Source organism: Sphaerisporangium corydalis (genome assembly GCF_025506355.1).
Taxonomy (GTDB): domain Bacteria; phylum Actinomycetota; class Actinomycetes; order Streptosporangiales; family Streptosporangiaceae; genus Sphaerisporangium; species Sphaerisporangium corydalis.
Genome location: NZ_JANZYP010000056.1, coordinates 49,090 through 69,736, shown reverse-complemented (window position 1 = coordinate 69,736; position 20,647 = coordinate 49,090). Strand labels below are relative to the sequence as shown.

16 protein-coding genes are annotated in these 20,647 nt (G+C 72.0%); 4 read left to right on the top strand and 12 right to left on the bottom strand.

What is annotated here, in order from left to right:
• Positions 1–218: 218 nt before the first annotated feature.
• Entirely contained in the window at positions 219–1,283 is a 1,065-nt protein-coding gene (hisC, locus tag NYZ98_RS30640; protein WP_262847058.1) for a histidinol-phosphate transaminase, read from the top strand.
• 263 nt (positions 1,284–1,546) lie between these two features.
• Positions 1,547–2,386, top strand: coding sequence for a helix-turn-helix domain-containing protein (locus NYZ98_RS30635; protein WP_262847057.1), 840 nt, complete (start codon positions 1,547–1,549; stop codon positions 2,384–2,386).
• Between the two features lie 176 nt (positions 2,387–2,562).
• On the opposite strand, the gene NYZ98_RS30630 is transcribed toward NYZ98_RS30635, so the two are convergent.
• The 5 genes from NYZ98_RS30630 to purD all read right to left on the bottom strand — a co-directional run bounded on the left by NYZ98_RS30630 (position 2,563) and on the right by purD (position 9,427).
• A complete protein-coding gene (locus tag NYZ98_RS30630) occupies positions 2,563–3,564 on the bottom strand; it encodes an EamA family transporter (protein WP_262847056.1) in 1,002 nt (333 codons plus the stop codon).
• Positions 3,565–3,969: 405 nt separating this feature from the next.
• The gene (locus NYZ98_RS30625; protein WP_380708532.1) at positions 3,970–5,217 is read right to left on the bottom strand and encodes a transcriptional regulator; all 1,248 of its coding nucleotides are present in this window, start codon (positions 5,215–5,217) and stop codon (positions 3,970–3,972) included.
• 425 nt (positions 5,218–5,642) lie between these two features.
• The gene (gene murA / locus NYZ98_RS30620; RefSeq protein ID WP_262847055.1) at positions 5,643–6,914 is read right to left on the bottom strand and encodes a UDP-N-acetylglucosamine 1-carboxyvinyltransferase; all 1,272 of its coding nucleotides are present in this window, start codon (positions 6,912–6,914) and stop codon (positions 5,643–5,645) included.
• 140 nt (positions 6,915–7,054) lie between these two features.
• Positions 7,055–8,113 (bottom strand): hypothetical protein, encoded by a 1,059-nt coding sequence (locus NYZ98_RS30615; protein ID WP_262847054.1) that lies wholly within the window; start codon positions 8,111–8,113, stop codon positions 7,055–7,057.
• 69 nt (positions 8,114–8,182) lie between these two features.
• A complete protein-coding gene (gene purD / locus NYZ98_RS30610) occupies positions 8,183–9,427 on the bottom strand; it encodes a phosphoribosylamine--glycine ligase (RefSeq protein WP_262847053.1) in 1,245 nt (414 codons plus the stop codon).
• A gap of 382 nt (positions 9,428–9,809) precedes the next feature.
• Between purD and corA the strand changes: the two genes are divergently transcribed.
• Positions 9,810–10,943: a magnesium/cobalt transporter CorA gene (gene corA, locus NYZ98_RS30605; protein WP_262847052.1), complete on the top strand. Its 1,134-nt coding sequence runs from the start codon at positions 9,810–9,812 to the stop codon at positions 10,941–10,943.
• Between the two features lie 15 nt (positions 10,944–10,958).
• Here the strand turns inward: corA and NYZ98_RS30600 are convergent, their stop codons facing one another.
• From NYZ98_RS30600 to NYZ98_RS30580, 5 genes are all read right to left on the bottom strand, one after another.
• Positions 10,959–12,155 (bottom strand): XRE family transcriptional regulator, encoded by a 1,197-nt coding sequence (locus NYZ98_RS30600; protein ID WP_262847051.1) that lies wholly within the window; start codon positions 12,153–12,155, stop codon positions 10,959–10,961.
• Complete coding sequence (locus NYZ98_RS30595; RefSeq protein ID WP_262847050.1) at positions 12,142–12,972, bottom strand: hypothetical protein; 831 nt, start codon at positions 12,970–12,972, stop codon at positions 12,142–12,144. The genes NYZ98_RS30600 and NYZ98_RS30595 overlap by 14 nt, the downstream gene beginning before the upstream one ends.
• A 150-nt stretch (positions 12,973–13,122) precedes the next feature.
• Positions 13,123–14,043 (bottom strand): glycerophosphodiester phosphodiesterase family protein, encoded by a 921-nt coding sequence (locus tag NYZ98_RS30590; protein WP_262847049.1) that lies wholly within the window; start codon positions 14,041–14,043, stop codon positions 13,123–13,125.
• A gap of 124 nt (positions 14,044–14,167) precedes the next feature.
• The gene (locus NYZ98_RS30585) at positions 14,168–15,451 is read right to left on the bottom strand and encodes an adenylosuccinate synthase (RefSeq protein ID WP_262847048.1); all 1,284 of its coding nucleotides are present in this window, start codon (positions 15,449–15,451) and stop codon (positions 14,168–14,170) included.
• Between the two features lie 101 nt (positions 15,452–15,552).
• Entirely contained in the window at positions 15,553–15,972 is a 420-nt protein-coding gene (locus NYZ98_RS30580) for a DUF3151 domain-containing protein (protein ID WP_262847047.1), read from the bottom strand.
• A 128-nt stretch (positions 15,973–16,100) separates the two neighbouring features.
• Here NYZ98_RS30580 and NYZ98_RS30575 point away from each other — a divergent pair, with 128 nt between their 5' ends.
• On the top strand, positions 16,101–16,964 hold the full coding sequence (locus NYZ98_RS30575) for a polysaccharide deacetylase family protein (protein WP_262847046.1): 864 nt from the start codon (positions 16,101–16,103) through the stop codon (positions 16,962–16,964).
• 71 nt (positions 16,965–17,035) lie between these two features.
• Here NYZ98_RS30575 and NYZ98_RS30570 read toward each other — a convergent pair whose 3' ends face one another.
• Together NYZ98_RS30570 and NYZ98_RS30565 are read right to left on the bottom strand one after the other, a co-directional pair.
• Complete coding sequence (locus tag NYZ98_RS30570; RefSeq protein WP_262847045.1) at positions 17,036–18,706, bottom strand: glycosyltransferase family 2 protein; 1,671 nt, start codon at positions 18,704–18,706, stop codon at positions 17,036–17,038.
• Positions 18,703–20,637 (bottom strand): glycosyltransferase family A protein, encoded by a 1,935-nt coding sequence (locus tag NYZ98_RS30565; RefSeq protein WP_262847044.1) that lies wholly within the window; start codon positions 20,635–20,637, stop codon positions 18,703–18,705. Before NYZ98_RS30565 ends, NYZ98_RS30570 begins: the two co-directional genes overlap by 4 nt.
• Positions 20,638–20,647 lie beyond the last annotated feature (10 nt).

Here is a 20,647-nt window from a genome sequence, read left to right as displayed (position 1 = left end):
CCACCCCCCGTCCGCCCGGCACTCACCCCTCTCCGCCTGGATGCTTCAGCAATGGGCGCCGACGCGGTGGGAAGGAGTACGGCGAAATCGGCGCCCCGTACGGCGGTCATGCCGGTGAGCACTGGCGATAGGAACCAGGGCCGTCTGGCCGGATGGTGCTCGCTTCTGGATCACCTCGCGCGTGTGAGGAGGGGGCGGGTCCGTCATAAGGTTGGGGCATGCCGCGTTTCCGTCGGATTCTCGATGAGTTGCCCGCCTACCGTGCGGGGAAGGCCGTGGTCTCCGCCGACGGCCGGTCGTTCAAGCTGTCGTCCAACGAGTGCCCCTACGACCCGCTGCCCTCCGTGGTCGAGGCGGTGGCCACCGCCGCCAGGGAGATGCACCGCTACCCCGACCCCGCCTCCGCCGCGCTGACCGACGCGCTCGCCGAGCGCTACAAGGTCCCCCGCGAACACCTCGCCCTCGGGGCCGGTTCGGTGACCGTCGCCCAGCAGCTCTTCGAGGCCGTGAGCGAGCCGGGCGCCGAGGTCATCTACGCCTGGCGGTCCTTCGAGGCCTATCCTCTCCTCGCCGACCTCGCGGGAGTGACCTCGGTACGGGTCCCGCTCACCGACGAGACCCACGACCTCCAGGCGATGGCGGCGGCGATCACCCCCGCCACCCGCATGATCTTCGTGTGCAACCCGAACAACCCGACGGGCACCGCCAACCGCTCGGAAGAGCTCACCGTGTTCCTCGACCAGGTCCCCGAGGACGTGCTGGTCGTGCTGGACGAGGCCTACCGCGAGTACGTCCGCGACGTCGACGTCCCCGACGGCCTCGGCCTGTACCCCGACCGGCCCAACGTCGCCGTCCTGCGCACCTTCTCCAAGGCGTACGGCCTGGCCGGCCTGCGGGTCGGCTACCTGATCGCCCACGAGCCGGTGGCCTCGGCCGTACGCAAGACGACGGTCCCCTTCGCCGTCAACGCCATCGCGCAGGCCGCCGCCATCGCGTCCCTGGCCGCCGAGGACGAGCTGCTGGAACGGGTCGAGGCGGTCGTCAAGGAACGCACCCGCGTCCGCGAGACCCTGCTCGGCCAGGGCTGGGCCGTACCGCCGAGCGAGGCCAACTTCGTCTGGCTGCGGCTCGGCGACCACACCGGCGAGTTCGCCGACCGCTGCGCCGTCGACGGCGTCGCCGTCCGCCCCTTCGGAGCCGAGGGCGCCCGCGTCTCCATCGGCTCCCCCGACGCCAACGACACCTTCCTCACCGCCGCCCAAGCCTTCCGCACCGAACTGTAGAAGCCACAAGCACCCGATCACGTGATAGGAAGCCAAAGCGCCCCGTTCACGTGAATCGTGCCTTCGGCGCGCTTTTTCCCAGGCGACCCTCCGCCCACGCACGGCCGTCCCCTTCGCAGCCACATGTATCCGACTTCGGACCCTCAGACCCCTGTTCACGCGCCAGAGCACCGGTACCGTCTGAGGGAAACGGCCAGACCGATGGCGACCTCGACGCACGAACGTGCGCGGCACGCCCGCACTGGCATCCGGCCAAGGGAGGCATGACCGTGCTGGAGGAGAGCGAGAGCATCGGTCGGCGGATCAAACGGGCGCGGCTTCGGCTCGGCCTGACCCAGGCGGACTTCGCGGCGCGGTTGAAGCGCACGCAGGGCTGGGTCTCGAAGGTGGAGCGCGGGCGCATCGAACTGGACCGCGCCGGGCTGGTCAACGAGGTCGCCGCCGCACTTCACGTCCACCCCAACGACCTGATCGAACGCCCGTTCACCGGGTCCGCCGCGCACAACCAGTGGCAGGTGGCCGCCGCGATGATCGTGCGTGAACTGCGCCGGTACGACCTCGCGCCGGTCTTCGACGGGCCGCCCCGGCCGTCGCCGTCGCTCTGGCGGCACATGGCGACACTGCATCGCCTACGGGACGAGGCGAACAACACCGCGATCATGCGAGAGCTGCCGGACCTGCTCCGCGAAGCGCGGGCCCTGGCGGAGACGTCGGACGGCCGGGAGCGCGAGGAGGCGTTCGCGATCTACTCGCTGACGTTCTCCACTGGGAACGTGCTCGTCCACGCTGTCTCCGTCGCCCTGGACGCGAACGACCAGCGCCGTGCCCTCGCTCTCAATCGTGAGGTGGGGACGACCGCCATCGCGGCGCTGCCCGCCTCCCGTCGAGGACACCACCGGATGGACCTGGCACAGGCGTACCTGTGGGACGGCAACCGTGCCAAGGCGCTGGAGGAACTGGAGGAGGCCGAACGCATCGCGCCCCAGCTGATCCGCAACCACCCGATCGCACGCGCGACGCTGCGCAGGATCGTGTACGCGGAGAGAACGGTACTCCGCGAGAGGCTACGCCGAATGAGCGACCGCTTCCATCTGGACGACTGACACCGGCCTCCGAGTGCTCGTCGGCGGAGCGTTCAAGAAAATCGTGCGGAGCACCTTTGAGAAGTACGCGCGCGCTGCTGTCCGGTCGCCCTGAGTGGGTGGGTATGCGGGAGCCGGGGGTGAAGAGGCGATGTGGGCTTGTCGGCGGAGCGTTCAAGGGAATCGTGCGGAGCACCTTATTGAGGAGCCCGTTGCTGTCCGATTGGCCGGGGTTCGTGGGTGAGTGGGAGACGAGCGCTCAGGAGATCGGGCGGAGCGCCTTTTTCGGGCGTGGTGGTGCTGTCGTCGTTGTGGGATTTGCGTTCGGTGGAGACGACGAGGGCGACGCCGATGATGATGACGAGGCCGGCGACGACCATTTGGGAGGTCACGCGTTCGCTGAGGACGGCGACGCCGAGCAGGACGGCCACGACCGGGTTGACGTAGGCGTAGGTGGAGACCAGGGAGATGGGGGCGTTGCCGAGCAGCCACACGTACGAGGTGAAGCCGACCAGCGAGCCGATCAGGATCAGGTAGAGCAGCGCGAGCCAGGAGGCGCCGCTGGCGGCGGTGAGGTTCATGCGCTCGCCGGTGACGGCGCCGCCCAGCAGGAGCCCGGCGCCGCCGACGGCCATCTCCACCGTGCCGGCCACGAAGGGGTCCTTGGGCATGGCGAGGCGCCCGGGCAGGAAGGAGCCGATGGCCCAGGACAGCGACCCGATCAGGATGATCACGACGCCCGCAGTGCTGGAGGAGGTGCCGCCGGTCAGGGAGAGCCCGGCCACGCCGGCGAACCCGACGAGGACCCCGGCCAGGGTGAGCGGGCGGGGGCGGTCGCGGGCGGCCACGCGGAAGATCACGAGCCAGAGCGGCACCGAGGCCACCAGGAGCGAGGCGAGGCCGGAGGAGATGCGCTGCTCGGCGAGGGCCACCATGCCGTTCCCGGTCGTGAGCAGCAGGACGCCGGCCAGGCCCGCGCCGAGGAACTCCCGGCGGGTCATGCGGAACACCCCGGCCCCCCGGCGGAGCACGAGCACGGTGCCGAGGATGATGGCGGCCGCGACGAAGCGCAGTCCCGCACCCAGCATCGCCGGAATCGTCTCGATCGTGATCATGATGCCGAGGTAGGTCGAACCCCAGACGACGTACACGGCCGCCAGCGCCGACCAGACCTTGATGCCATGAGTATTCTGCCCCATGACTAATGACACTATCGGCCCGCCCTTGAGGGGCGCTCGCGAGTTTCAGACTGTGAAATACCCCCTTCGCCGTACGATCACAGGTTTGTCCACATGGTGTGGATAACTAGTCCTCCCTAGAGGGTCGAACATTTCATTTCGGCATCTAATCAGGCCGAGTATCGTCCGGCCGTGCTAGTTCGGGTTGTCCACAGGCTGTGGACAACCCGCCCCACGCTCCCAACTGGGAGCCTTCCACGACCCGCGGCCCGCCGAGGCCGCGTCCCCGGCGACGCCAATCGATTTGCGTCCGCCCGGCGACCGCCCCCGCGTTCCTAGCGTTGCCCCGCCCATGCGATCCGCCCCGGCCCGAAGACCGTCCAGGCGGGCCACCCGCCCCACACGGATGACCCGTCCGGCGAGCCGCTAGCGCGGGCCGAGCTTCTCGACGATCAGGCGGTACAACTGCCGTGGACGGCCGGGCTGGGGTGTGCGGTTCGGCGGTAGCGGCCACGCGAGTCCCTCGTCAACCAGCGTGCGCAGCAGGCGCCGAGCCGTGCGGGGAGTCACTCCGAGCATGCGCCCGGCGCTCTCCGCGTCCACTATGGTGTCGCCGCCGTCCAGCTTGGCGGCCAGCCGTGCCAGCACCTCCACGCCCTTCGGCCTGCCCTGCCCGGGCGCCTGGGGAGGCATCCGGGGCGCGGGGACCAGCGTGCGGCCCTCGCGGTCCACCGCGAAGCCCTGGGGCTGCTTGCCCGCCTGGGTGCGCGCCAGGGCGGCCCTGGCGTGCGTCTCGGCGTCGTGGGTGGTACGGCCCATGCCCACGCCGACCTCCACCGCCAGCCCGAGGTCGTCGCGGATCCGGGCCGCGAACGGCAGGACCCGGAAGCCGTCGGTCGCGGTGGCCATCGAGCCCCGCGTCGCCGTCACCAGGTAGCTGTGGTCGTCGATCGCCCATACGGCGGCGTTCATCCGATTGGCCTCCTGCACCAGCAGGCGGTGCAGTGACAACCTCAGTTCGTCACGCCAGTATCTCGGTGCCGCACGCCGTACGGGCTCGCGTAAGGTGGGCACCTCGATCAGGACCACGGTGAGCTGTGACTCCTCCAGCCGGTGGTGCGCCCCGAGCAGCGCCGCGGTGTGCAGCGCCGTGCGGACCGCCGCCGAGGTGGGCCGCACGCGCACGGTCGGCACCCCCGCCGCGGTGAGCCGGTCGGCCACCTGTGGAAGGCAGGTCAGGGCGCCGGTGGTGGTGCCCTGCCGGATCAGGCGCTCGTGGTAGGCCGCGATCGTGCCCGTGGCGCCTGGTTCCTCCCTGGTCTGTACCCCGCCCGCCGGCAGGCCGAGGTCGGCGTAGGCCTCCTCGACGTCGGACCGGCTGAGCACGTCGACGCTGACCCGCCGCGGGTCGATGCGCTCGTCGAGCGCCGCCCGGGCCAGTGCCGCCGTGAGGGCCGGCCCGCCGAGCTGCACGTACGTCGCGGGGATCGTCAGCACGCCCGACCGCCTGGCCAGCTCGTACGGCACCGGGCTGGCGAACAGGCAGGCGTCCACGCCCGGCCCGAGGCGCACCACCTTGTCCGCGGCCTCCTGCTCGTCCCGGTAGGCCGCGGCCACCAGCCTGCACGGGACCGGGGCCGCCGCGTGCCCCATGAGCATCACTCGTTCGACCAGGTCGTGGGGTCCCACCACCCCGATTGTCAGGTCCGGGGCGGACGCGCCTACGCGTGCCCCTCGCGGTGTATCTTCGGCCCTCTCGACCAATGTTCGTCCCATCCCGCCATACCCTCTGGTCGAGGCCACCCCACCGAGCGGGTCCCCGGGCCCTATGTACGGCCCGGCGGCGCGCCAAGCGTGGCCACCTCTCGAAATCCACTGGTCGAGTCCACCTCGCCGGGGCCGTCGCGGGGCTCGCCGTAAGGCGGCACGCGGCGTTCCCGGCTTGGGTTCGTCTCCCATCCGGTCTAGTCCTCTTTGGAACGATCGCTCGCCGAGGCACTAATGTCACGCCCGGATTTGCCGGAATACCAGTGGCCTATGCCCATCAGGCATGGCAGATATGGATATACGAACAGGTCAGAGGCGGTTTACGGGCACAGTCACGAGCTAGAGGAAATCTCTCTTACCACATCGCCTCCCAGCGCCTTCATGCGCGCTGCGAGGTCGTGGTGGCCGCGGTCGATGAGATATCCGGGGGAGACGACGGTCTCGCCGCCCGCCGCCAGGCCCGCCAGGATCAGCGCGATCCCGGAGCGCAGGTCGTGCGCGGTGACGTCCGTGCCCGTCAGCGGCGTGGGTCCGTGGACGACCGCGCGGCTGCCCTCGACCTCGATGTGGGCGCCCATCTTGTTGAGCTCGCCCGCCAGGGCGAAGCGTCCGTCGAAGATGCGCTCGTGGATGTAGCTGGCGCCGTCGGCCAGCGAGGCGACCGTCATGATCGGCGACTGCAGGTCGGTGGCGAAGCCGGGGTAGGTGTCGGTGATGACGTTGATCGGCCGCAGCGGCCGGTCGCGCCGCACGTTGAGCACCGCGCCGTCGGTGGAGAACTCGACGCCCATCTGCTCCAGCTTCCAGCGGACCACCCCGAGGTGCTCCAGGGACGCGCCGACGAGGTTGACCTCGCCGCCGGTGATGGCGGCGGCCATCGCGAACACCCCGGCGTCGAGCCGGTCGGGCATGACGCGGTGCTCGACGGCGGTGAGCTCGTCCACGCCCTCGACGGTGATGAAGCCGGTGCCGCCGCCGCTGATGCGGGCGCCCATCTTCGTCAGCATGTCGATGACGTCGAGCACCTCCGGCTCCAGCGCGGCGTTCTCGATGATCGTGGTGCCCTTGGCCAGGGCCGCCGCCATGATGAGGTTCTCGGTGCCCGTGTGGGAGGGCGTGTCGAGGTAGAGCGGGGCGCCGGTGAGCCCGGCGGCCTTGACGTGGATGACGCTCTCGCCCTCGTCGACCAGGGCGCCGAGCCGCTTGTATCCCAGGTAGTGGAAGTCGAGGTTGCGGGAGCCGAGGTTGCACCCGCCCACGCCCTCGATGATGGCCTCGCCCAGGCGGTGCAGCAGGGCGGGGACGAACAGCACCGATCCGCGGAACCGGCGGGCGATCTCGGCCGGCAGCACCGGGCTGGTGAGCCGGGACGCGTCGATGACCAGAGTGCGCTCGGCCTCGTGCAGCTCCACCTTGGCGCCCACGGTCTCGGCCAGCTCCAGGGCACGGCGGACGTCTTCGATGATCGGCACGTTGCGCAGGACCGTACGGCCCTCCGCGGCGAGCAGAGCCGCACCGATCATCGGGAGCACGGCGTTCTTGGCTCCCTGGATGAAGGCGGTTCCGCGCAGGGCGTTGCCACCGCGCACGCGGTAACGAACCATATGATGAGGCTCCTCGGAATCTGGGAAATGACGCGCCTGGGAAGCGGACGGCGGCAAAGTTATCCGCCCACAGTAGCTCTTTCAGGATGATGGCCCGGCCAATTTGACGTCACTGTGCCGCCCGGAAAACACGTGATCGTTTAACGCGACGGCGGGCTGGTCGGCGCGTTGGGCGAGGCGGCGTGCAGGAGGGTGTTGGCGCGCTGGTCGACGAACCGCGTGACGACCTGTTGCGCGTATCCGAACACCATCGCCCATACCAATATCGACGTCTGGGAGCTGAGCCCGGCGAACCCGGGGACGAACCCGGAGTTCAGGATCAGCAGCCCGACGATCGCCGTCGCCACTCCCGCGGGCGCCTTCAGCAGGTTCTGGGCGACCGCCAGGGAATAGCGCGTGGACAGCTCCGAGCGGGTGGACAGGCTGGCGGCGGTGGCGAGCGCCGCGCCGAGCATCCCCATGAGCGCGACCAGCGGCACGTCGCCGGCGGTGGGGCCGTTCGCGCCGGCCGGGCACACCTGGTTCTGGCGTGCGCCGAAGCTCGCGAGAAGCGTCCCGTTGCCGCACATCGGGATCGCCTGCGGCCAGATCGCGCCGATGGCGATCAGCCCGCTGACGATCAGCGTGAGGATGACCACGCCGCCGAACAGCATGTTGCGGAAGCTGCGCACCCGCCCGCTCTCGATCGAGGCCGCGTTGTACCCGGCGCGCAGCACCGACATGAGCAGCGAACGGTCGCGCTCGTCGATGTCGCCGGCGGCGGCGCGGGTCGCGAGCTGGGTCAGCCGGGCGTCGTCGGCGGCGAGGTAGGCGCGTCCGGTGGCGAGCACCTCGGGCGCCCTGGCGTTCAGCTCGCCCGCCGGGAGCAGCCCGTAGAGCAGGATCGTGGCGCCGAACACGTTGGACCAGGCGCCCTCGATCGCCTGCCCGGTCAGCCACCGCCGCCAGCCCTGGCGTTCACCGGAGTACTTGGCGGCCAGCGCGAGGTGGCGTTCGATCGCGTGGTGCAGCACCTTCAGGCCCGGCTCGGCCGGCCGCGCCGCCACGCAGCGCTCGGAGTCGGCGAGGATCTCCTCGCTGCGGGCGGCGATGTAGACGCGCCACACGCCCGGCCAGCGTTGCACCTCTCTGCTCACCTCGTAGGGCGCGTCCTCATCGTCCCGTGTGTCGCTTTCGTGCACGGCCGGGTCGGCTGCCATACGCCCTCCAGGGTTCGCCTCTGGCCCCGGCTTACCGTGCGTCCCGGGTCCCGCGCTACCTTTTCGCGATCATCCGTCTGCCCCGGTCTGGGCGGCGATGTCGGACCTGTGGTGGGACCCGCGGAGCGTGATGCGGCTGACCTGCTCGTACGCCGCCGCGCGCGCCGAGGCGACGTCCGGGCCGGTGCCGACGACGCTCAGCACCCGCCCGCCGGCCGACACGACCCGGCCGCGCCCGTCGAGCGCGGTGCCGGCGTGGATCACGTACGCGTCCTTGGCGGACGGCTCCAGGCCCTCGATGGGGTCGCCCTTGACCGGGTCGGCGGGGTAGTTCTCCGCCGCGATGACGACGGTCACCGCCGCGCCGTCGCGGTAGCGCGGCGCGGGCTCGGCCGCCAGGGAGCCGGTCGCGCAGGCGAGCAGCAGGCCGGCCAGCGGGGTCTCCAACCGGTCGAGCACCACCTGGGTCTCGGGGTCGCCGAACCGGGCGTTGAACTCGATGACCCTCGGCCCGGCGGCCGTCAGGGCCAGCCCGGCGTACAGCACACCGGTGTACGGCGTGCCGCGCCGCGCCAGCTCGGCGACGGTCGGCAGCACGACCTCGGCCATGACCTGCTCGGTCAGCCCGGCGGGCGCCCACGCCAGCGGCGTGTAGGCGCCCATGCCGCCGGTGTTCGGGCCCTGGTCGCCGTCGTAGGCCCGCTTGAAGTCCTGCGCGGCCTGGAGCGGCACGGCGGTCGTGCCGTCGCACAGGGCGAACAGCGACACCTCGGGGCCGTCGAGGAACTCCTCCACGACCACGCGCTCGCAGGCCGCCGCGTGGGCCAGTGCCTCGGCGCGGTCGGTGGTCACCACGACGCCCTTGCCGGCCGCGAGCCCGTCGTCCTTCACGACGTACGGGGGGCCGAACGCGTCGAGGGCCGCCGCGGCCTCCTCCGGGGTCGCGCACACGCGCGCCCCGGCCGTGGGCACGCCGGCGGCGACCATGACGTCCTTGGCGAACGCCTTCGACCCCTCGATCATGGCCGCCTCCTTGGACGGCCCGAAGCAGGGGACGCCCGCCGCGCGGACGGCGTCGGCGACGCCCGCGACCAGAGGCCCCTCGGGACCGACGACGACGAGCCCGGCGCCCAGCCGCACGGCCAGCGACGCGACCTCCCCGGGGTCGGTGGGGACGACGGGATGCACCGTCGCCACCGAGGCGATGCCGGCGTTTCCTGGGGCACAGTGGAGCTCCGACACCGCGGGGTCGAGCCCGAGGGCACGGCACAGGGCGTGCTCACGGCCGCCGGATCCAATCACGAGAACGCGCACGTGGGGAGTCTACGGGTCGGCTCTGGGGTCGCCGGACGGCCGCGCGGTCGGCGCAGGTGGGACGCCCTGCGACGCACGGGGGCGCGCACCGGCCCGGCGCCGGGATGATCGAGCGGGTTAAAGGGCATGTAAGCTGGGTGCTGAGCCCTGGCTGTGATAAGTTAGGGCGGCTTTGGCCTGTGTCCTGGCGATTGGAGGTGGAATCGGGATGACTTCTGGTGATCCCAGCAGTACGTGCTCGCGCACGTACGTCGTGCGCAAACCCGACCACTCCAATTCGGTGTCCGACTGAGAGTCACGCGCCCCCTGTCTGCGGCTTCCGTCGCACTCTTGTCTTTCCGCGCGCTGGTTCCCTGAGGTCGGGCGGGAAGGGACCGCCGCCATGCGCTCGTCCACGCTTTTCCAGCGGATCAACCTGCACCCCCGCACCACGCACGTACGCCTCGGCCCCTCGGCGTCGATCGGCTCCCTGCGCCGCGACCCGATGAACGGCCGCTGCGTCCCGCCGAGCGACTCGCTGGTCGAGTTCGGCGCCTACGTCGCCGGCAAGCGCGTGCGCGTCTCCGGCATCCCTGAGGCCGTCACCCTGGTACGCGAGCACAACGCCGCCTCCGAGACGGGCAACGCCTACGTGTGGGTGGGGCTGCACGAGCCCGAGGCCCCCGAGGTCGAGTGGCTGGCCGAGGTCTTCGGCCTGCACCCCCTCGCGGTCGAGGACGCGATCAAGGCCCACCAGCGGCCGAAGGTCGAGCGCTACGGCGACTCCCTGTTCGTCGTCCTGAAGACCATCGCCTACCTCGACCACGACGAGCTGACCGCCTCCAGCCAGATCATCGCCAGCGGCGAGATCATGGTGTTCGTCGGCCCCGACTTCGTGGTCACCGTGCGCCACGGCGAGCACTGCCCCCTCGCCGAGGTCCGCGGGCGCCTCGAGGACAAGCCCAAGCTGCTGTCCCGCGGGCCGGCCGGCGTGCTGCACGCCATCGCCGACCACGTCGTGGACAAGTACCTCTCGGTGGCCGACCTGATGCAGGCCGAGCTGGAGGAGGTCGAGGCCGCCGTCTTCGCCGACGTCAGCTCGCGCGACATCGGCCGCATCTACCAGCTCAAGCGCGAGATGATCGAGATGAAGCGCGCGGTCACGCCGCTCCAGACCCCGCTGGGCGCCCTGCCGCAGCGCCGCATGATCCCCTCGGAGATGCGCGAGTACTTCCGCGACGTGGTGGACCACCTCTCCCGGGTGTGCGAGCAGGTGGAGTCGTCGAACGAGCTGTGCAACTCGATCCTGCAGGCCGCCCTCGCCAGGTCCAACGCCCTGGCGAACGAGGACATGCGCAAGATCTCCGCGTGGGTGGCCATCATCTCGGTGCCCACGATGATCGCCGGCATCTATGGAATGAACTTCAGCCACATGCCCGAGCTGTCCGCCATCTGGGGCTATCCCGCCGTGATCGGCGTCATGCTCCTCATCTGCTCGATCCTGTACCGGGGCTTCCGCCGCAACAGCTGGCTCTAGTTCACCCGCCCCGACTCAGGGGACGAGCTGGAGCTTGGGGCGCTGGTCGCGGAGCCCGAGCAGGGCGCGTACGCGGGGGATCGGCCAGGCGAGCTGGGCGGCCAGGGCCGCCATGGTGAGGCCGGTCTCGTCGACCGCCAGGTCGAACGCCTGGCGCAGCAGCACGGGGTGCTCCCCGGGGTAGCCGGTGATGGGCTCGCCCGCGAACCCGGGCTGATCGCGCAGGGCGCCGAGCCGCTGGTACGCGCGGCTGGCCGAGGAGTCCGACAGCAGGCCCACCTCGCGGCAGCGGTACAGCAGGGAGTCGACCGACACCCCCCAGGCGTGCTTCAGCTCGACCAGCCGGCGCAGGTCCAGGCGCCGGGGCAGCTCGGGCAGGATGCTCTCGCGCGGGGTGAGGAACTCGGCGGCGAAGGTGTCGGCCTCACGCTCCTGCTGGACGTCCCCGGCGGCGGTGTCGCCGTGCAGCACGAGATGGCCCAGTTCGTGGGCGGCGGTGAAGCGGTAGCGGTGGATGTCGTCGAACCGGTTGGCGGTCAGCACGACGATCGGCCGGGGGAGCTGCGAGGTGGAGAAGGCGTCGACCGTGGTGGCGTCCTCGTCGGGCGGCGGCAGCACCACCACGATGCCGCGGGTCTCCATGTGCCGGACGAGGTGCGCGATCGGCCCGGTGCCGAGCCCCCATAGGCGGCGCAGCTCGCGGGCGGCGGCGGCCGGGTCGCGCGGCAGCTCGACCCCGGAGTGCACCTCGCCGCCGGAGAACCCGGGCAGGTCGACGTGCGGCAGCCGCACGCGCTTCTCCAGGGCGTGGGTCAGCTCCCAGACCTGCTCGACGAACGCGACGGCCTTGGCCCGCTGGTGGACGCGGGTGGAGCGCAGGCTGCGGAAGTGCGCCATGGACCCGTCGAGCTTGGCGTGCGGCCGGCCGGACAGGAAGAACGCCAGGGGGACGGCGAGGGCGGCGGCCAGCCGGGGGATGAGGTCGGGCCGGGGATGGGTCATGCCCGTCTCGTACTGCCCGACCGCCGCCGGGGTCACGCCCACCCGTTCGGCGAGGTCCTTCTTGGTCATCCCGGCCAGCCGGCGCGCCTGGGTCAGCCGTGCCTGGTCGAAGGCGTCGGCCACCGCCTGCGGGCTCGGCCCGCGCCCGGTGCCGCCACCGGCGGGATCGAACAGGCGGATCTGGGACCGGTCGTCTCTACGGTCGCTCATCGGCGTCGGCGATCGGTGACTCGTCGGTGGACTCGCTGTGCACAGGGAAGATCTTCGCATTCTCGCGCTCCACCGCGGGGCGGCGGACCAGGGTGAGGTCGGGCTCGGCGCCGTGGTCGAAACGCCCCGCCATGTCGGGCTCGGCGGTCGGGAGGCCCTGAGTGACCCACGGCAGGGCGGTCAGCAGGGGGATCTGCTCGACGTGGGTCCAGTGGATCCTGCCCATGTCGTCCAGCAGCTCCGCCTCTCCCCAGTAGAGCTTCAGCAGGCTCGCCTGCGCGTTGGCGGCGTAGGCGACCGGGATGAGGCGGGTGTCGGCGGGAAGCTGCGCGAGCAGCGGGCGCGCCGCGGCCAGCTCGGCGAGCTGGGTCTCCTCGTCGTCGCTGGCCAGGGCCAGGTCCAGCACTTCCTGGTGGTAGGTGGTGGCGGGGGCGAAGCGGGTGAACAGCTCGCGGACGAGCGCGGAGACCCGGCCGTCGCTGACCCGCGCCTCGCTGATCGGCGTCGTGTCGTCCTCGGCGTACCGGAAGGGCAGGATGAGGTTGCCGTCGAGCACGACCAGGTGGTGGGGCGAGCCGTACGGCCGCACGACCTGGAACCCGGGGTCGTTCTTGAAGCCGTCGACCAGAGCCTCGTAGCGGCGCGCCATCAGCGTGGAGCCGTAGGCGTACCGCTTGTCGCTCCTGGACGATTTCTGGGCGTCCTGGGCGTTGCCGGCCGCCTCCAGGAGCGAGGCGGCGAGCTGGCCGCGCACCGAGGCGGCGCGCTCCCCGAAACGCTCGGTGGCCCAGCGCGAGATCCCCGGCTCCTCGACCATGGTGTGACCTCCCGTACTCGGCGGTGTGGTGCCCCGCGGCCGACGCCGCCACTTCAGTTCACCGCACGATACTCCCGCGTGCGCTCCATTTCCCGGCGTGACGCGCCGGGCACGGGAGTTCAGGCGAGGGCGGGACGCGGGGCCGGGAGTTCAGGCGGGGGCGGGGCGCAGGGCGGGGACGGGCTCGGGGAGGGGCAGGCCGCGCTGCGCCCACAGCTCGCGCATCCGGCCGGGGTAGTCGGTGACGATCCCGCCGACCCCGAGGTCGATCATCCGCGACGCCTCGGCGGTCTCGTTGACCGTCCACGCGACGACCGGCAGCCCGGCCCGCGCGGCGCGGCCCATGAGCGTCTCGTCGACCAGGGTGCGGTGGCACGACAGGGTGGTGGCCCCGATGGAGGCCGCCGCCGCGGCGATGTCGCCGCCGAAGTCCTCGTCGTGGCGCAGGCCGAGCCAGGCGGGCGTGAGCGTGTCCCGCTCGACCAGCGCGAACCGCCTGGACACCAGCCCTTCGGCGGCGCGCAGGACGCTCCAGTCGAAGCTGAGGATCGCCGAGCGGTCGAGCCGGTCGTGCTGGTCGAGCTCGGCGACCACCATTTCGGTGAGCATGCGGGGGTCGGGGGAGATGCCCGGCCGGGTCGGGTCGGTCTTCAGCTCGACGTCCAGCCGCACGCCGTCGGCCCCGTACGCGCCGACCAGGCCGAGGACGGCGCCGAGGGTGGGCATCCGGGTGCCGGGGATCGGGACCTGGGTGCGGGTGAAGCGGTCGGACCCCCCTGGCGGCCGGCGCACGCCGACGTCGAGGGTGCGCAACTGGGCCAGCGACAGGGAGCCGATGGGCTTGCCGACGTAGGGGAACGCCGGGTCGCCCGGCGTCGCGGGGACGGTGTCGGTGCTGGTCACCGATGAGACCGTCAGATCGTGGGTCAGCACGAGCTTGCGGTCGGCGGTCAGCGTGACGTCGAGCTCGATCGCGTGTACGCCGAGCTCCAGCGTGTAGGCCATGCCGGGGAGGGTGTTCTCCGGGCGCAGGCCCCGCGCCCCCCGGTGGCCGTGTATCTCCACCTGCACAATGGCGCACCCTATCGGTCAGGCGCCATGACCACGTTCAGGTGGGGCCGTTTCGCCCTGCCGGATCAGGCCACGTGCCCTTCGCCGGCCGGGGTCGCCGCCGGCGAAGGACACGGGCCCGCGCTCAGATGAGGGGCCGCAGGGACAGGGTCTGGGTGCGGCCGGGGCCGACGCCGATGGCGGAGATCGGGGCGCCGCTCAGCTCCTCCAGCGTCCGCACGTAGTTCTGGGCGTTCTTCGGCAGGTCGTCGAAGGTCTTGGCCTCGGTGATGTCCTCCTGCCAGCCGGGCAGCTCCTCGTAGATCGGCTTGGCGTGGTGGAAGTCGGTCTGGGTCATCGGGATCTCGTCGTACCGCGCCCCGTCCACCTCGTACGCGACGCACACCGGGATCCGCTCCAGGCCGGACAGCACGTCCAGCTTGGTGAGGAAGAAGTCGGTCACACCGTTGATCCGGGTGGCGTACCTGGCGATGATCGCGTCGAACCAGCCGCAGCGGCGGTCGCGGCCGGTCGTGACCCCGTACTCGCCGCCGGTCGTGCGCAGCCACTCGCCCATCTCGTCGGTGAGCTCGGTCGGGAACGGGCCCGAGCCGACGCGCGTGGTGTACGCCTTGAGGATACCGATCACCCGGGTGAGCCGCGTCGGCGGGATGCCCGAGCCGACGCACGCCCCGCCCGAGGTCGGGGAGGAGGAGGTCACGAAGGGGTAGGTGCCGTGGTCGATGTCGAGCAGGTTGCCCTGGCCGCCCTCCAGGAGCACGACCTTGTCCTGGTCGAGCGCCCGGTTGAGTATCAGGGACGTGTCGGCGATGTGCGGCTTGAGCCGCTCGGCGTAACCGAGGTACTCGTCCAGGACCTTGGCCGGGTCGATGCCCCTGCGGTTGTAGACCTTGGTCAGCACCTGGTTCTTCTCGTGCAGCGCGATCTCGATCTTCTTGCCCAGGATGCCGGGGTCGAGCAGGTCCTGCACCCGGATGCCCATCCGCGCGATCTTGTCGCCGTACGCGGGGCCGATGCCGCGTCCGGTGGTGCCGATGCGCGCCTTGCCGAGGTAGCGCTCGGTGACCTTGTCCAGCGCCTTGTGGTGGGGCATGATCAAATGCGCGCTGGCCGAGATCAGCAGCCGGTCGGAGGAGATGCCGCGCTCCTGCAACCCGTCGATCTCCGACAGGAGCACTCCGGGGTCGATGACCACACCGTTTCCGATCACCGGGACCACGTCCGGCGACAGCACGCCGGTGGGCAGCAGGTGCAGAGCGTACTTCTGGTCGCCGATGACCACGGTGTGGCCGGCGTTGTTGCCGCCCTGGTAGCGGACGACGTAGTCCACCTCGCCGCCGAGCAGGTCGGTGGCCTTACCCTTGCCCTCATCGCCCCACTGGGCGCCCACGAGAACGACAGCCGGCATGGTTTACTCCCGCACACAAAAACGAAACCCCTGGCGCAAGCGCGACAGGGGCTCTTGCGTTGAGAGACTACCCGAGCAGGCTGATGCCTCCCAAGCGCGGCTTACGGGGAGTTGAGGGCTTTTACCGCCACCGGACTGCTATCGCGGAGGAACTGGGCGCACCTCTCGGCCTCGTCCTTCTCGCCGATCGCCTGGGCGGCGCGGCTGAGGGCGTTGAGGCAGCGGAGGAACCCCCGGTTGGGCTCGTGCTCCCAGGGGATCGGCCCATGGCCCTTCCAGCCGGCCCGGCGAAGCTGGTCGAGCCCCCGATGGTATCCGGTGCGGGCGAAGGCGTAGGAGGTCACCGCGTGCCCGGCGGCGAAGTATTCGTCGGCGAGTGCCGCCCAGGCCGCGGGGAAGGCCGGGAAGCGCGCGGCGACGTCACTGGCCTTGGCTCCGGATTCCAGGGCCTCCCTGGCCTCCGGGTTGTCCGGAAGCTGGGTGGGCTGTGGCCCGGCGAGAAGGTTATCGTGCGTTTCCATGAGCACAGTCTTACCTGTGTTCCGGCCGTCTGGTCATACTCCCTTCTGCGATATGTGATGAAAGCCGAAAATTGTCCGATACGGTGACCCGGTTGCCCGTGCAAAGGACTCGCGAAGGGGCCGAGACCGTGACCCTCTCCGTCTCCCGGTACGCCGTGGTGACCCTGATGGCACTGCTCGCGCTCACGGCGTGCGGTGGCCAGGACGCGCAGCGTGACGGGAACGCTCCCGGCGTCGCGAACGACAGCCCGCCCGCCTTCCGGGGCGGGAACGCGCCGGGCATCACCAGGACCATCGTCGCCCTGACCTTCGACGACGCCTGGGCGACCCAGGTCATCGCGGGCGAGCTCCTGCGCGCGCACCACCTGGTTGGCACGTTCTACATCAACAGCGGCTTCCTCGGCCGGCCCAAACGGCTGACGAGGGCGCAGGTCGACACGCTGGCCGCCGCCGGCAACGAGATCGGCGGCCACACGCTGACCCACTCCCGCCTGCCCACGCTCTCCCTCGCCGCCAAGCGCAGGCAGATCTGCGGCGACCGGCGCGCCCTGATGGCCATGGGCTACCGGCCGAGATCCTTCGCCTACCCGTACGGCATGTTCGACGCCGCGACCGTGGCCGTCGTGCGCAGATGCGGCTACGACAGCGCCCGCAGGTCCGGCGGCCTCGCGCCGCCGAGCGACCCCTGCCCGCTCTGCGGCCGGTCCGAGGACCTCCGGGTCACCGACGCCTACCACCTGCGCACCATGCCGGCCGTCCGCCGGTCGGTCACGCTCGCCACCCTCAAGGACTACGTGCTGGAGGCCGAAAAGCGCGGCGGCGGCCTGGTGACCTACCAGTTCCACAACGTGTGCGACACCTGCGACGAGTTCGGCGTGCGGCCCAAGGTGCTGGACGCCTTCCTGGGCTGGGTCGCGGGAAGCGGCGCGCGCGTACGCCTCTTCGGCGACATCGTCGGTGGCGCCCTCCACCCCGTACCGAAAAGGCCCTAGACCCCGTACCGAAAGCCGGACGGCGTACGGCTCGGGCCGTACGCCGTCCGGCGTACGGCTGGGCCGGGCGGTCAGCGCAGGCGTCTGAGCAGGGCCTTCGGGCCTCCCGGGCGCGGTGACCGCGTCGCCGCGCCGTTCTCACGGCCGCCGCCGGCGGGCCGCTCCGGTGCCTCCGCCTCCAGGGCCGCGAGCCGGGCGGTCAGGCGGGCGTTCTCCTCGCGCAGCCGGGCCACCTCCCGCGCCATCGCCGGGTCCTCGCTCTTGCCGCGCTTCGGCGGCTCGGCGTCGGCCGCCGGGAGGAACCCCAGCGTCCTGCCGTCCAGCCAGTGCGTGCCGTGCACGTCGTGGACGGCGGCGTCCAGAGACTCGTCCGGCCCGCGCACCAGGGCGGCCCTGGCGAACGCCCCGGTGTGCTCCAGCCGGGCGGTGACCACGTCGTCGGCCTCGTCGAGCGCCACGCTGACCAGCCCGTGCCCGTCCTTGGCCGCGCGCTCCACCAGCCGCCGCAGCGTCTCGGGCCCGGGGACCCACCCGGCCGGGCAGCGCAGGCGGTACGGCGAGGGCGCCGCGGTGGCGGGGACGCTCCGCGCGAACCTGACCCGGGGCTCGGCGCGGTACAGCCCGCGTGCCAGCAGCAGGTCGAGCCGCGGGCTGTCCAGCGGGTTGCGCCGGTCCTCGGTGACGGTGTCCCACGGTCCCACGAGGGTGACCTGGATGTCGTTCAGCGAACTGGCGAGGACGCCGTCCACCGTCGCCCGTATGTCCTCGTAGGACGCGTCCCCGGCGTCGACCACGACCTCGACGTACGGCACGAGCCACTGACGGCGCGGGTGGGTGCGCAGCCACCGCATGTGCGGGATGTGGTCGGGCACGAACGCCCGGTTGTAGCGCAGGACCTGCTCCCCGTCGCGCATCATCATCGAGGTGCCGAGGTGGCGGCTGCGCGCCTCGGGGGCCAGCACGAACGCGGCGCCCTCCTGGGCGAGCCGGTAGCCCAGCTCGGTGTCCTCGCCGAGGACCAGGCCGGTGTCCAGCGGGCCGGCCGCGCGCAGCAGCCGGGTGTTCACCGACGCGGCGTTGGTCACGTGGACGCGGTACGCCGAGTCGCCGGCCGTGCGGAGCCCGTCGGTGCGCTCGGCCAGGTCGACGATCCAGGTGTGCGGCTCGCTGGCCTCCTCGTCGAACAGCTTCTCGGTCGCGCCGGCCGACACCGCGGCGTACACCTCCGCCGGGGTGGGCGAGCCCGGCCGGTGGTCGACGTAGCGCACATACCCCATGACCACCAGGTAGCCGGCCAGGTGGTGCCAGCGCATGTGCGCCTCCACCTCGTCGTGGAAGGTGACCATGTCGGCGTCCAGCCAGTGGACGACGTCGCCGCCGGCCACGGCGAGCCCGGCGTTGCGCGCGTCGGACCGGCCCCGCGCCCCCGGCTCGGTGGCGATCAGCCGGGTGTTGCCGGGCACGATCTCGGGGAGGCGCAGCGCGGGAACGGTCCCGTCGTCGACGACCACCACCTCCGTGAGGTGCGAGGGGTAGGTCTGGGCCGCGAGGGCGGCGAGCGTCAGGTCGAGCTTGTCCTGGTGCCCGTAGGCCGCGATCACCACGCTCACCGACAGGCTCGGGCGCCAGGTCCCGACGGCGGGCGGGTCCAGCGGGCCGTAGTCGTTGTGCCGGATCCTCGGCCCGGCCGGCCGCTCGCGCCCCTCCGGGACGTCCCGCTCCGGGTTCCCCTGCTGCGTCACTGTTCCCACTCCATCAGTCGGCTCGGCCGGAATCCCCGCCACTGTTCCTTGGCCCTGGCCAGGAAGTACCCGACCGGCTCCTGCCAGGTGTGCACGCCTCTAGCCGCCCTGCGCGCGACGAAACCCAGCCCGTGCGTCCGGTAGATCGCCCCGCCCGCCCTGAGCAGGTCCTGGAAGAACTGGACGTCCACCGAACGCGCCACCGGGCGGAAGCCGCCCAGCGCCTCGAAGGCGGACCGCGACACCACGAAGGTGCCGCCCGCCACGTGGTCGGACATCGTCTCGCTGGTCCAGTCGCGGCGGATGGTGACGTCGATCTGCTGCAGGTAGAAGAACTCCGAGGCGGCGCCCACCAGCTCGGCCCCCGAGTACGCCTGGGCGAGCATCATGTCGGCGAGGTGGTCGGGGCCGTACCAGTCGTCGTCGTCCCATTTGCTGAGGTAGGACCCGGTCGCCTGGGCGGCGGCCTGGTTGAGCACGCTGCCGAACGGCAGGCGGGAGTCGGCCTCCACGATCGTGATCGGGCGGCCGAAGGCCGCGACCGCCCCGGCCACCTCGGGGACGGCGGCGGACACCCCGTGCAGGGTGAGGAGGACCTCCAGGTCCACCCCGCGCTGCCGGGCGATCTGGCCGAGGGCGAAGGGCACCAGGTCCGCGCGGCGGGTGCACAGGACGACCGACAGGCTCGGCTCGGCCGGGGTGGCGACCCCGGCGAGCGCCGCGAGCGAGCGCCAGCGCGCCATGGTGCCGTGCCCGGCCAGCGCCAGCCGGCGCAACAGCACGCTGTGCTCCTCGCGTCGCAGCTCGTCGGCCAGTTCGTGCTCGGTCGCGGCGGACACCCGCGCGGACAGCTCGGGGCCGAGCGCCGACGCGGCCCACGCCGGGGGCGGGTCGGAGAGCAGCGGGATCCCGGCGGCGGCGAGCCCCGCGACGGCGTGGACGGCGGCGACCGGGCCGGTGTGGGCGGGGCTCCAGGCGACGCGGAGCCCGCGCAGGCGCCGCAAGCGGCCGATGTCGGCGTCGGTCACCCCGCCGGACGCGGCCAGGCGCACGAGCGTCCGGTCCTCGGCGCGGACCTCCCATCGCCCGTCGTGCTGGGTGAGGTCGGCGACCGGCTCGGACGGCGTCTTGAGGAAGCCGCGCGGGTTGACCGACCGTTCGTCGACCGGCGGCACCGAGCCGGGCTCGAGCGCCGAGGCGCGCAGCTCCCCGTACCCGCCGGGGGAGCCGAGACGCTCCCAGGTGACCTCCGCGGGCCGGTCGGCGGCCGGGACCCTCGGGTCGGCCCAGCCCTCGCCAGGCGGTACCGGGACGGCGCGCACGGCCAGGTCGGCGGTGGGCACGTCCGAGCGGTCGGGCGCGGGGCCACGCTCGTCGGCGAAGGTGACGTTGGGGTCGCCGGGCCGCCACACGGCGAGCCCGGGACCGGCCAGCCCGGCCATGGGGAGCGCGTACCCACTGAGGTGGTGCCCGCCGAAGCTCCTGGCCACCGCCGCCACGACCTCGCCGGCGGGACGGGGCTGCGAGAAGCGGACCTTGACCCGCCAGCCGCTCTTGTCGTACCGCGAAACGCTGACGTCGCGCAGGAACCGCCGGCCGAGGCCGGGCGACAGCGGGACGCCGGGGGCGTCGCACCACTGCGGCGTCTCCAGGACGACGACGCCGACCATGGTCGTGGCCGGGAACGATCCACTGACGGTCACCGCGCGGCGCAGGTCGGTGGAGGTCCTCGCGACCACGACGACGGCGGCGGGCTCTGCGGTGGCCCAGGGCGCGGTGCCCATGAGGTCCACGTCCGCGGCCTCGAAGGCCACACCGGGCAGCAGCGCGTCGAGTCCCGCGACCTCCACCCCGGCCACGGCGACGGCGATCTTCCCGCTCATCCTGGCCAGCTCGGAGGCCATGCCGACCGGGGCGAGCCGGGCGGCCATCACCCGTCTC

Excerpts from the sequence above, each read along its gene's own strand:
- hisC (WP_262847058.1), top strand. The coding sequence starts at position 219 with ATGCCGCGTTTCCGTCGGATTCTCGATGAGTTGCCCGCCTACCGTGCG.
- NYZ98_RS30635 (WP_262847057.1), top strand. The coding sequence starts at position 1,547 with ATGACCGTGCTGGAGGAGAGCGAGAGCATCGGTCGGCGGATCAAACGG.
- NYZ98_RS30630 (WP_262847056.1), bottom strand. The coding sequence starts at position 3,564 with ATGGGGCAGAATACTCATGGCATCAAGGTCTGGTCGGCGCTGGCGGCC.
- murA (WP_262847055.1), bottom strand. The coding sequence starts at position 6,914 with ATGGTTCGTTACCGCGTGCGCGGTGGCAACGCCCTGCGCGGAACCGCC.
- NYZ98_RS30615 (WP_262847054.1), bottom strand. The coding sequence starts at position 8,113 with ATGGCAGCCGACCCGGCCGTGCACGAAAGCGACACACGGGACGATGAG.
- corA (WP_262847052.1), top strand. The coding sequence starts at position 9,810 with ATGCGCTCGTCCACGCTTTTCCAGCGGATCAACCTGCACCCCCGCACC.
- NYZ98_RS30600 (WP_262847051.1), bottom strand. The coding sequence starts at position 12,155 with ATGAGCGACCGTAGAGACGACCGGTCCCAGATCCGCCTGTTCGATCCC.
- NYZ98_RS30595 (WP_262847050.1), bottom strand. The coding sequence starts at position 12,972 with ATGGTCGAGGAGCCGGGGATCTCGCGCTGGGCCACCGAGCGTTTCGGG.
- NYZ98_RS30585 (WP_262847048.1), bottom strand. The coding sequence starts at position 15,451 with ATGCCGGCTGTCGTTCTCGTGGGCGCCCAGTGGGGCGATGAGGGCAAG.
- NYZ98_RS30580 (WP_262847047.1), bottom strand. The coding sequence starts at position 15,972 with ATGGAAACGCACGATAACCTTCTCGCCGGGCCACAGCCCACCCAGCTT.
- NYZ98_RS30565 (WP_262847044.1), bottom strand. The coding sequence starts at position 20,637 with ATGGCCGCCCGGCTCGCCCCGGTCGGCATGGCCTCCGAGCTGGCCAGG.